Origin of the sequence: uncultured Marinococcus sp. (assembly GCF_947493875.1) — a bacterium.
GTDB lineage: Bacteria > Bacillota > Bacilli > Bacillales > Marinococcaceae > Marinococcus.
Genome location: NZ_CANLSU010000006.1, coordinates 267,174 through 277,533, shown reverse-complemented (window position 1 = coordinate 277,533; position 10,360 = coordinate 267,174). Strand labels below are relative to the sequence as shown.

General features: G+C 48.2%; 11 protein-coding genes and 10 tRNA genes. 18 read left to right on the top strand and 3 right to left on the bottom strand.

All coding sequences use genetic code 11. The annotated features are described in order from the left end of the window. Position 1: 1 nt before the first annotated feature. The 10 genes from Q0757_RS13465 (at position 2) to Q0757_RS13420 (ending at position 919) form a co-directional block, all read left to right on the top strand. A tRNA-Phe gene (locus Q0757_RS13465) sits at positions 2-77 on the top strand. Between the two features lie 10 nt (positions 78-87). Beyond that, positions 88-163: transfer RNA gene (locus Q0757_RS13460), tRNA-Thr, on the top strand. 5 nt (positions 164-168) lie between these two features. Next, positions 169-253, top strand: a tRNA-Tyr gene (locus tag Q0757_RS13455). Positions 254-260: 7 nt separating this feature from the next. After that, positions 261-334: transfer RNA gene (locus Q0757_RS13450), tRNA-Trp, on the top strand. A gap of 24 nt (positions 335-358) precedes the next feature. Then, positions 359-434 (top strand) — tRNA-His (locus Q0757_RS13445). A gap of 10 nt (positions 435-444) precedes the next feature. After that, positions 445-519: transfer RNA gene (locus Q0757_RS13440), tRNA-Gln, on the top strand. 3 nt (positions 520-522) lie between these two features. After that, positions 523-597, top strand: a tRNA-Gly gene (locus Q0757_RS13435). Between the two features lie 34 nt (positions 598-631). After that, a tRNA-Cys gene (locus Q0757_RS13430) sits at positions 632-706 on the top strand. 23 nt (positions 707-729) lie between these two features. Further along, positions 730-819, top strand: a tRNA-Leu gene (locus Q0757_RS13425). Between the two features lie 14 nt (positions 820-833). Further along, positions 834-919: transfer RNA gene (locus Q0757_RS13420), tRNA-Leu, on the top strand. A 122-nt stretch (positions 920-1,041) separates the two neighbouring features. On the opposite strand, the gene Q0757_RS13415 is transcribed toward Q0757_RS13420, so the two are convergent. Then, positions 1,042-1,743 (bottom strand): hypothetical protein, encoded by a 702-nt coding sequence (locus tag Q0757_RS13415; RefSeq protein WP_298788173.1) that lies wholly within the window; start codon positions 1,741-1,743, stop codon positions 1,042-1,044. 85 nt (positions 1,744-1,828) lie between these two features. On the opposite strand from Q0757_RS13415, the gene queG reads away from it, so the two are divergent. Genes queG through Q0757_RS13390 form a run of 5 tightly spaced genes read left to right on the top strand, consistent with a single transcriptional unit; the run spans position 1,829 to position 4,920 of the window. Further along, positions 1,829-2,974, top strand: coding sequence for a tRNA epoxyqueuosine(34) reductase QueG (gene queG, locus Q0757_RS13410; RefSeq protein WP_298788171.1), 1,146 nt, complete (start codon positions 1,829-1,831; stop codon positions 2,972-2,974). A gap of 29 nt (positions 2,975-3,003) precedes the next feature. After that, the gene (locus Q0757_RS13405) at positions 3,004-3,531 is read left to right on the top strand and encodes a methylated-DNA--[protein]-cysteine S-methyltransferase (protein WP_298788170.1); all 528 of its coding nucleotides are present in this window, start codon (positions 3,004-3,006) and stop codon (positions 3,529-3,531) included. Between the two features lie 20 nt (positions 3,532-3,551). Further along, positions 3,552-4,025 carry a tRNA (uridine(34)/cytosine(34)/5-carboxymethylaminomethyluridine(34)-2'-O)-methyltransferase TrmL gene (trmL, locus tag Q0757_RS13400; protein ID WP_298788168.1) on the top strand — a complete coding sequence of 158 codons (474 nt, stop codon included), beginning with the start codon at positions 3,552-3,554 and terminating at the stop codon, positions 4,023-4,025. A gap of 16 nt (positions 4,026-4,041) precedes the next feature. Then, positions 4,042-4,347 (top strand): antibiotic biosynthesis monooxygenase, encoded by a 306-nt coding sequence (locus Q0757_RS13395; RefSeq protein WP_298788166.1) that lies wholly within the window; start codon positions 4,042-4,044, stop codon positions 4,345-4,347. 15 nt (positions 4,348-4,362) lie between these two features. Continuing rightward, the gene (locus Q0757_RS13390) at positions 4,363-4,920 is read left to right on the top strand and encodes a DUF5366 family protein (RefSeq protein ID WP_298788164.1); all 558 of its coding nucleotides are present in this window, start codon (positions 4,363-4,365) and stop codon (positions 4,918-4,920) included. 13 nt (positions 4,921-4,933) lie between these two features. On the opposite strand, the gene Q0757_RS13385 is transcribed toward Q0757_RS13390, so the two are convergent. Then, positions 4,934-6,805 carry a transglycosylase domain-containing protein gene (locus tag Q0757_RS13385; protein ID WP_298788162.1) on the bottom strand — a complete coding sequence of 624 codons (1,872 nt, stop codon included), beginning with the start codon at positions 6,803-6,805 and terminating at the stop codon, positions 4,934-4,936. Positions 6,806-6,984: 179 nt separating this feature from the next. On the opposite strand from Q0757_RS13385, the gene lepB reads away from it, so the two are divergent. Further along, positions 6,985-7,539 (top strand): signal peptidase I, encoded by a 555-nt coding sequence (lepB, locus tag Q0757_RS13380; protein WP_298788160.1) that lies wholly within the window; start codon positions 6,985-6,987, stop codon positions 7,537-7,539. Positions 7,540-7,593: 54 nt separating this feature from the next. Here lepB and msrA read toward each other — a convergent pair whose 3' ends face one another. Next, on the bottom strand, positions 7,594-8,154 hold the full coding sequence (gene msrA / locus Q0757_RS13375; RefSeq protein WP_298788158.1) for a peptide-methionine (S)-S-oxide reductase MsrA: 561 nt from the start codon (positions 8,152-8,154) through the stop codon (positions 7,594-7,596). A gap of 118 nt (positions 8,155-8,272) precedes the next feature. Between msrA and Q0757_RS13370 the strand changes: the two genes are divergently transcribed. Beyond that, a complete protein-coding gene (locus Q0757_RS13370; protein WP_298788156.1) occupies positions 8,273-8,818 on the top strand; it encodes a glycerol-3-phosphate responsive antiterminator in 546 nt (181 codons plus the stop codon). A gap of 26 nt (positions 8,819-8,844) precedes the next feature. Next, positions 8,845-10,341, top strand: a complete 1,497-nt coding sequence (glpK, locus tag Q0757_RS13365; protein WP_298788154.1) for a glycerol kinase GlpK — start codon at positions 8,845-8,847, stop codon at positions 10,339-10,341. Positions 10,342-10,360: the final 19 nt, after the last annotated feature.

Genomic DNA, 10,360 nt, shown 5'->3' with positions numbered 1-10,360 from the left:
TGGCTCGATAGCTCAGTCGGTAGAGCAGTGGACTGAAAATCCTCGTGTCGGCGGTTCGATTCCGTCTCGAGCCACCATTTAAAAAACGCCGGTCTAGCTCAATTGGTAGAGCAACTGACTTGTAATCAGTAGGTTGGGGGTTCAAGTCCTCTGGCCGGCACCATATGTGGAGGGGTAGCGAAGTTGGCCAAACGCGGCGGACTGTAAATCCGCTCCTTCGGGTTCGGCGGTTCGAATCCGTCCCCCTCCACCACTTATACAGGGGTATAGTTTAATGGCAAAACAGCGGTCTCCAAAACCGCCAATGTGGGTTCGATTCCTACTACCCCTGCCATTTTTAATGTGTTATGTTCATATGGCGGTTGTGGCGAAGTGGTTAACGCACCGGATTGTGGTTCCGGCATGCGTGGGTTCAATTCCCACCAATCGCCCCATATTGGATAATGGGCTATAGCCAAGCGGTAAGGCATCGGGTTTTGGTCCCGTGATGCGCTGGTTCGAATCCAGCTAGCCCAGCCAATTGCGGAAGTAGTTCAGTGGTAGAACATCACCTTGCCAAGGTGGGGGTCGCGGGTTCGAATCCCGTCTTCCGCTCCATTATCAACATAAGCATTGAGCCATTCTCTGGAATGGCGGTATAGCCAAGTGGTAAGGCACGGGTCTGCAAAACCCTTATCCCCCGGTTCGAATCCGGGTACCGCCTCCATTATTAAAGAGAAGCAAACGCCTGCCGGGGTGGTGGAATTGGTAGACACACAGGACTTAAAATCCTGCGGTTGGTCATCAACCGTGCCGGTTCGAGTCCGGCCCTCGGTACCATTTTTTAGTTGAACGGCGAAGTGGCGGAACCGGTAGACGCGCTTGACTCAAAATCAAGTGTCCTCTGGACGTGTGGGTTCGAGTCCCACCTTCGCTACCATTTAACGAGCCAGGAAGACGTTTCTAATGGGAAACGTTATTTTTATGTTTAATTTTAAATGCTGAAGCTGTGCATAAAGAAAAAGTCTTTCCTTTTCAAAAAAGGAGAGACTTTTTTTATAGTCATAAGGAGAGCTCCCAGACAGGGGAAGCTGCGCGCAGAAGACGGCTTTCAAAGGTGCCACCGTGTATTTGTGTAAACATGTCTCCAACCGCCTCAGTAAGTTCAACAGCTGACTCTTTGGAAAGCTGTGGCCGCATAAAGGTTAATTGTATTGCTGTAGTAGTCGAACGGCTGGTTCGGCTGTACAGGCCTGGTCCGCTTAATGAGGCCAATGTTTTCTTGCGATCCTTGGCTATAATTTGTCCGTACATCGGGTGGAGATGATTTTCAGTAATCTGAAGCTGATCCTGCTCAACGCCGAAGCCGATTTTTACATAATCGAAAACAGAGTCTGCATCGATCAATATAACCGGAGTTTCATACTGCAGATTAAAAAAATGAATAAGGTCTTCACCGGAGTGCTCAGAAGGCGGGATTTTATCTGCCTGTAAGTTTTTGTACAGCTGCTCATGAAGAGGCGGAAGAGACCGGTCAATAAGCCCTGCGTGTTCTAATATTTGTTGCCACTGCCGAACACCTGTATAGTCATAGATAGACTGGTCAAGCAGATCCATCTGGATTTGTTTATGAAAGAAGTCCATCCGCCCCCGGAGCATTCCCGGGGAGTCATCAATAACGATGTCACGGTAGATGTTGACGCCGCATTGAAAAGAAGGAATAATTTTAAAAACAGCAGAAGAAATAGAAATGTCTTTGAGCATATATATCCCCCTTCGTGTCTAGCTCATAATGTATCATATCACTTTTACAGACTCCGGCGAAATGATTTATAAAGGAGGGCCGTCCATGCGAACGGCAGAAGAATTAAAAGAGGAGATTCAGGTGTTTGCGGAGTCTATCGGTATCGATAAAGTAGGCTTTGCCTCCGCCTCTCCTTTTGTGACTTTAAAAGCGAGGCTGAAAGAACAGCAGCGGCTGAACTACCAATCCGGCTTTGAAGAAGACGATATTGAAAAAAGAACCCATCCCGAGCTGCTGCTGACGGAAGCAACAACGATTATCTCTATCGCTCTCGCATATCCAACAAAGCTTCCGGATGCGCCAAAAAATCGTCCGGGAGCACGCAGAGGCCAGTTTTGCAGGGCCTCCTGGGGAAAGGATTACCATGATGTGCTCCGGGATAAATTAAACCAACTGGAGGCCTTTATACAAGAAACGGTGCCCGGGGCTGAGTGCAAATCCATGGTTGATACCGGTGAATTATCGGATCGGGCGGTCGCGGAGCGGGCCGGCATTGGATGGAGCGGAAAAAACTGCGCCATTATTACTCCCGAGTTCGGTTCGTATGTATACTTAGGCGAAATGATTACAACACTTTACCTGCCGGAGGATACGCCGCTGATGGATCAATGCGGCACGTGCAACCGCTGTGTGGATTTATGCCCAACGGATGCTTTGATTCAGGGAGGTCAGCTTGACGCGAAAAAATGTATCGCCTATTTGACGCAGACGAAGGAGGCTCTGCCGGAGCGCTACCGTCATAAGCTTGGTAATAGACTATACGGTTGTGATACCTGTCAGCAGGTGTGTCCGGAAAACAAGGGCGTGGATTTTCATAATCATCCAGAGTTTGAACCCGAGCCGGAGGTAGTCAAGCCACTGCTCGAACCGTTATTAACCATTTCCAACAGAGAGTTTAAGGAAAAATTCGGGTATATTGCTGGCTCCTGGAGAGGAAAAAAGCCAATTCAGCGTAATGCGCTGATTGCCCTCGGCCATATGAAAGAAAAATCCGCGATTCCAACGATCATACAGCTGCTGCGCGACGATCCGCGGCCGGTCATTCGCGGTGCCTGTGCCTGGGCTCTGGGAGAAATGCCCACGCAGGAAGGGGTAGAGGCTCTGCATACCGCTAACAGTAGAGAAGAAGAGGCAGAAGTGCTTGAAGAGGTTACAAAAGCATTGGATAAAACCTCCCCGGAACGAGTATAATAGAAGAAAATGTAATAAGGAGGATCTTCATGGAAGCTTTTGCCGCATCACAAGCAATTAACGGTATTGGTGAAGTGACTGTAGTATTGTATAAAGCTCGAGTCTGCATGCTGCACTTCGGTTCGGTGGAAGAAAACGAAGACCGGATAAACTTATGGCTGAAAAAACACATTGGAAGTTCATGCGAACTGCGGGCAGAATTGCATCCAATGCATAATGAAGTTTTCCGGGAGCTTGAAGAATATGCGGCGAACGAGCGCACTACGTTTACCGTGCCGCTCGATATGAGGGGAACGCCTTTTCAAAAGAGAGTGTGGCAGGCACTTCAGAGTATTCCTTATGGAACGACGAAATCATATGCAGAAATTGCTGAGGAGGCCAATTCGCCGAAGGCTTTCCGGGCAGTGGGAATGGCCAATAATAAAAATCCGGTTTCCATTATCGTTCCATGCCACCGGGTCATTGGTAAAAACGGGAAAATGGTAGGATTTGGCGGAGGAGTACATTTAAAAGAAGGATTGCTTGCATTAGAAAAAGCGCAGGCAGTTTCGCGGTAGAAAAAGAAGGAGAGAGCGACTTGGCTTTACATGTAGTATTATTTCAACCAGAAATACCGGCGAACACCGGAAATATTGCAAGAACGTGTGCGGGGACGGACACCCACCTGCACCTGATACGACCCCTTGGATTTTCCACGGAAGACCGGATGCTCAAGCGCGCCGGCTGTGATTACTGGCCGAATGTGCAGATTCACTATTATGATTCACTTGAAGAATGGATGGATACGTATCCGGAAGCGGAGTTCTTCTTTGTAGAAACAGTAGGCTCGTCGTCATATACCGTTCATGACTATTCAGATCCTGCTAAAGATTATTTTTTTGTGTTTGGACGCGAAACAACCGGTTTGCCGGAATATGTGACAGAGCAGTACCGGGAAAAGTGCATCCGGATACCCCAGAATGATAAAGTCCGTTCCTTGAATTTGTCTAATACAGCAGCTATTTTAGTATATGAAGCACTCCGCCAGCAGGCATTTCCACAATTACAATAATGAAAGAGGGATCAGGATGTACGTTGTTATCAATGAACTTGATGTACCAGAAGAAGCGAAAGAACAAATCCAGGAACGCTTCGGTGCCAGCGCTGAAAAAATGAATCAGGTGCCAGGCTGTCTGGAATTTTTGTTTTTAGATGAAGCGACCGAAGACGGAAAACAGCTTGTTTTTACAAAATGGGAAACCAAGGAAGATTTTGAAAACTGGCTCGAAAGTGACTCATTTAAGTCCGCTCACCGTGCAGGAGGACAGGAGAAAAGAGAGAGTGCTGCTACCGGGAACCAGATCCGCCAATTTCGCGTAGTCCATGCCAGTTAAACCTGGAGGCCCGTGGTGAAAAATGCATATTTAACCAGCCACTTTCCGATTCTTGCCATTTTATTTTTTTGTTTATCCTTTGGCATTTGGTCGCAGCAATATATCGCCGCATTTTTAGAATCAGCCGGCATTTATCAGGGAATGCTCGAATTTTTTTCAGACAATGGAATTAAATTAACCATGCTTTTTGTACTGATGCTTGTGTTTTTTATGATTATTGCTGCATTAAAATTAATTTCAGACACGATGATGGGGTTGTCCCTGCTGTTTTTTCTGAGTGAAGAAAAAGGGGATATCCGTTCCTATCTTCAGAGCTGCGCATGGATTTATTTAATGGCAGGGGGCGTGTCGCTGTTCCTTACTTCTTATCTCTATATACTCGGGGGACTTTTCATAGGAGCGACGCTTGTGTCCTTTGTCTATTTGATCATCCGCCTGGCTCCTTCCCTCCGTTTTGCCGGAGTGGCTGGTTTTTTATTTCTGCATCTATCCTTCTGGGGACTTTTTATTTTTGGTACGGGGTACGCCGGTTTACGGCTGTACAATAGTTTTCTACATAGTTTGCCAGTATAACAAAAGCGGACGGCTAAGGCTGTCCGCTTTTTTCGTATAACAGGGGGTACATCGTTTTCCAGAAAGTGAGAGCACTGTCTTCAGGATTTAAAGGACGGGGATCATCGTATCCGTGCCAGACTCCCATGGTGTATCTGCTGTCATAGCCGGCAAACCAGCTGTCTTTGGTACTGTTGGATGTACCGGTTTTACCGCTGACGTCTCCCACCTCTTTTAGAGTTGAAGCCGTTCCTGAAAGGACGGTGGTGCGAAGGGCTTCACGCATCTGGTCATTTGTTTCTTTAGACCATACGACTGTTTCCTTCGTTTCCCATTCAAACAGAATCTCTCCATCTGCATCAGTAACAGAAGTAATAGCACGTGGCGGTTCATACGTGCCGCCGCTGGAGAATACGGTATAAGCACTCGTTAACTCCACCGGGGAGACCCCGTATTCAATGCCGCCGAGGGCGGCGGCGTATTGCCTGTCTCCCGGGGTTAATTTTGACCACTCAAATTTTTCAAGGTACTGAAAGGAAGCGTCCAGTCCATTTTGATGCATGAGACGCAGAGCAGAAGTATTGTAGGAAAAGGCAAGAGCATGTTCAATCGTTACCCTGTCCTTTGTCGTACCGCTCTCATTTGCGGGACAATAGGAGGCTGCGCAGTACTTTTCTGTGGAGACCAGGTCGTTGATAGAGCGCTGTTTTTCTTCAAGGTACGGTCCGTAGACGAGCAGTGGCTTCCATACCGAACCGGGCTGCCGGTAGGCCTGAAAGGCCCGGTTGAATTCATATTCCTGGTAATCTGCCCCGCCGCTTATTGCCGTAATAGTACCGGCCCTGTGATCAGCAATGACAGCGGCTCCTTCAATGCTCCGCTGCTGCCAGTAGGAGCGGGATTTTTCTGTGAGCTGGGTCTGCAGATCAGAGTCCATGGCGGTATGGATGGTAATGCCGGACTGAAGAAGCTGCTCTGTACGTGTATCAAGCTCTTCGGAAAGAGCTTCTTTTTCGCTTTCCGCCGCCTGATTTATCTGTTCAGTCCAGCCTTCGTTTTGAGCAACAAGCTGCCTGAATTCATGCTTCACGTAATCGGTATAATCAGGGTAAGGGTTGGCTTTGCTTTTTTGTAAATCTACAGAGACCGTTTCTTGAGCAGTCTGTAATTTTTCCTCAGCAGTTATAGCTTCGGTTTCTTTCATTTTTTCCAGGATCCACTGCTGCCGTTCCCTGGTCCTGTCCGGATGATCAACGGGGTGGTAGTAGGACGGATTAGCCGGAATGGCAGCCAGGAAAGCTGCCTGTGCAAGGGAGAGATCACTGCTTGGTTTGCCGAAATAAGAACGGCTCGCCGTTTCAAATCCGTAAATGCCTTCGCCGAAATAAATAGTATTCATGTACATTTCCAGAATTTCATTTTTTGTATAGGTTTGTTCAAGCTGGTAGGCAAACAGAACCTCGGCAACCTTTCGTTCATACGTCTGCTGGTGGGAAAAATACATATTTCGTGTCGCCTGCTGCGTGATCGTACTTGCGCCTTCTTCAATGCTGCCACTGCTGGCATTGCTTATAAAAGCCCGGACAACGCCTAAAGGGTCGATGCCCTGATGCTCGTAATAATTTTGGTCCTCTGTTGCAATAAAAGCAGCTCTCGCATGTTCGGGAAAATGGGAGAGGGAGACGTACCGCCGGTTTTCCTCCGGCTGAAATTCAGCAATTTGACTGCCCTGCCGGTCGGTCACGTAGCTGTTCTGGGCAATTGGCACGCCGGAGACGTCAATCTGCTCCTCGAGGAAGGAAGAGAGAGCCTGCGTGCTGGTCATTTCCTTTGCAAACAGGCAGTAAACGATGGTTCCGCCGGTTATAAATAATAGTATCCATAGAAGTCCTAAAAGTTTTCTCATGTGTACAATTCCTTCGCTTAAGGATATTTATTATATCGACAAAGAGAGCTTTAAGGTTTAAAAAGAAAGTACCCGTATAAATATGATATAATGCCTCTAGCCTGCGCGGATTTTCGGTTTGCCCGCCTGCAGAAACCGTGCTAAAGTAAAAAGGCAGATAGAAACGGAGGAAGTCGGTAATGACGAATTGGTCAAAAGAAATATGGGATTGGATTAAAGTAATCGTCGTCGTCGTTTTAATCGTCGTCATTGTGCGCGGCTTCTTGTTTGCCAACTATGTTGTCAGCGGCCCTTCCATGCTTCCGACAGTGGAAGACGGACAGCGGATGATTATTAACAAGATCGGCTATGCTTTCTCCGAGCCCGAACACTCAGATATCATTGTTTTTCATGCAAATGAAAACAGTGACTATATTAAACGGGTTATCGGTCTTCCGGGGGATACGGTGGAGTATAGGGACGATACGTTATACATCAACGGAGAAGCTCAGGAGGAGCCGTACTTAGAAGAATATCAAAATCAGACGAACGGAGAGTTCACCCAGGATTTCACGCTCCAGGGAGTGACCGGAGAAACAACTGTGCCGGAAGACAGCTATTTTGTAATGGGCGACAACCGCCCCCGCAGTGAAGACAGCAGAGCCGACGCAGTCGGTTTTGTGGATGAGGAGCAGATTGTCGGGGAAGCGAGTATCAGGTACTGGCCGCTCGATGATTTCACCTTCAGTCCATGACAAGAGCTTCAGCAGGTGCTGCCTGCTGAAGCTCTTTTTAATGGCTTACAATTTTTATTGATTTTCGGGAGAACTATCCCAGTGGGCTTCAATAAATTCATCCCGGCCGGAGAGGGCCCGGTCTTTTTTATAGGCTTCACGTTCTTTTTTATAAAAGTTCTGATGGGATTCTTCCGCCGGATAAAAAGGCTCCGCCGGTCTGATCTCTGTCACTACGGGATCACGGAACCGGCCGCTTTCTTCTACCCGCTGCCTCGATGCTTCTGCCAGCCGTCGCTGCTCTTCATTATGGTGAAAAATAGCCGTCTGATATTGCGGGCCGCGGTCGTGAAACTGGCCGTCTGGATCGGTAGGATCAATTTGAGGCCAGTATAGGTCGAGCAGCTGCTGGTAGGAAAACAGCGCAGGATCAAACTCAATCTGTACTGCTTCTCTATGACCTGTGGTGCCGCCTTTTACCTGCTCGTATGAAGGATGAGCTATGCTTCCGCCGGTGTAGCCCGACGTAATGGATATAATGCCGGGGAGCTCGTCAAACGGCTGTACCATGCACCAAAAGCATCCACCGGCAAAGGTTGCCAATTCTTTATTTTTTCTCTCATTTTGCTGGGTCATTGCGAACACCGTCCATCACCTGTATAGTATTTTTTGTATTTGTGTAAAGTATAGCACAGCCAACAGCAGTCGTAATTCAAAAGGCCTGAACAAGAAAGAGAGATAAAGGGGGAAGGATATGCTTACCGGCCAAAAAATTCTGCCAGCAGCCCGCAATGAGAGGGAGTTTGAAAAAGCGCTCAAAACCTCCGGGCCGTACGTGGTTATTTTAAACGTGCATCTGGCGAAGCTTAAAAGCCTGATGCAGTTAAGCAAACGGGCAGATAAAAAAGTGCTTTTGCATGCAGATCTGGTCCAGGGGCTCGCCCATGATGATTCCGCGGCCCAGTATTTATGCCAGAATATCCGTCCGGACGGATTAATCAGCACCCGCCGGCAGATTCTGACAACAGCTAAAAAAAACAATCTTATCACAGTACAGCGCTTGTTTTTACTGGATTCACTCGCGCTTGAAACAAGCTATAAGCTGCTTGAAGACATAAAACCGGACATGGTGGAGCTTCTGCCGGGTATTGTGCCGTCTATGATTAAGGAAGTAGCAGAAAATAAAAATGTGCCTGTTATTGCAGGTGGTCTGATTCGCTCGCAGGAAGAGGTTTCTGCCGCCTGGAGTGCAGGGGCATCGGCTATATCGACGACGGAAAAATCATTATGGCCAAAATAGAGAAAAGATAAGTGGAGGATACAACGATGACTGAAAAGAAATACATTCTCTCAATAGACCAGGGAACGACCAGCTCAAGAGCTATATTGTTTGATCAGGAAGGCCGGATTGTAGGCAGCGAACAGCGTGAGCTGGAGCAGTATTTTCCCCGCGCCGGCTGGGTGGAACACAATGCCAATGAAATTTGGTCCGGGGTGCTCGGCTGCATTGCCGGAGTGCTGGAGAACAATGAAGTTTCCCCAAAGCAGATCAGCGGGCTCGGCATTACAAATCAACGTGAAACCACAGTGGTATGGGATAAGCATACGGGAAAACCGGTGTACCACGCCTTGGTATGGCAGTCCCGGCAGACCGCCTCTATCTGTGAAGAATTAAAGCAGCAGGGATATGAAGAGATGGTAAGAAGCAAAACAGGACTGCTGCTTGACCCTTACTTTTCGGGGACGAAAGTAAAATGGATTCTCGATAATATTGAGGGGACAAAGGAAAGAGCGGAACAGGGAGATCTGTTGTTTGGTACGATCGATACGTGGCTGATCTGGAGATTAACCGGCGGAAAAGCCCACGTAACGGATTATTCCAACGCTTCACGCACGATGATGTTTAACATTTACGATCTAACCTGGGACCAGAAGCTTCTGCAAATGCTGGATGTCCCCGAAGCGATGCTTCCTGACGTGAAGTCGTCGTCGGAAATATACGGATATACCGTGGATTACCACTTCTTCGGGGAAGAAATACCAATCGCTTCGGCTGCCGGTGATCAGCATGCAGCGTTGTTTGGACAGACATGCTTTGATGAGGGTATGGTAAAAAATACGTACGGAACCGGCTGCTTTATGCTGATGCAGACAGGAGAGACTCCGATACATTCTGACAACGGGCTGCTTACAACTATCGCGTGGGGGCTCGACGGAAAAGTGAAATATGCGCTTGAAGGAAGTATTTTTGTGGCAGGATCAGCTGTGCAGTGGCTAAAGGACGGCATGCGCCTGATTGACTCGTCCGCTGCTTCTGAAACCTATGCGCTGCGTGTGAACGACAGCGAGGGTGTTTATGTTGTGCCTGCCTTTACCGGGCTCGGGGCACCCTATTGGGACAGCGAAGTGCGGGGAGCGGTATTTGGCCTTACCCGAGGCACTGAAAAAGAACATTTTATCCGGGCGACCCTCGAAGCGCTTGCGTACCAGACAAAAGACGTCCTTGATGTAATGAGGGAGGACGCGGGTATGGAAGTAAAAACATTACGTGTCGACGGCGGCGTTGTGCCAAACAACTTCCTCATGCAGTTTCAGTGCGATATGGCTGAGGTCCGCGTGGAGCGCCCCTACGTACTGGAAACGACGGCACTTGGAGCTGCTTATCTTGCAGGCCTTGCCACAGGCTTTTGGAAAAACAAAGAGGAGCTTATGGAGAAGTGGGAGCTCGAAAAATCGTTTGATGTGCATATGGAGGATGAAAAACGGGAAGAACATTACTCAGGGTGGAAAAAAGCGGTTGATGCAGCACGTGCGTTTAAGTAAACATATCGGTTGCATTTGA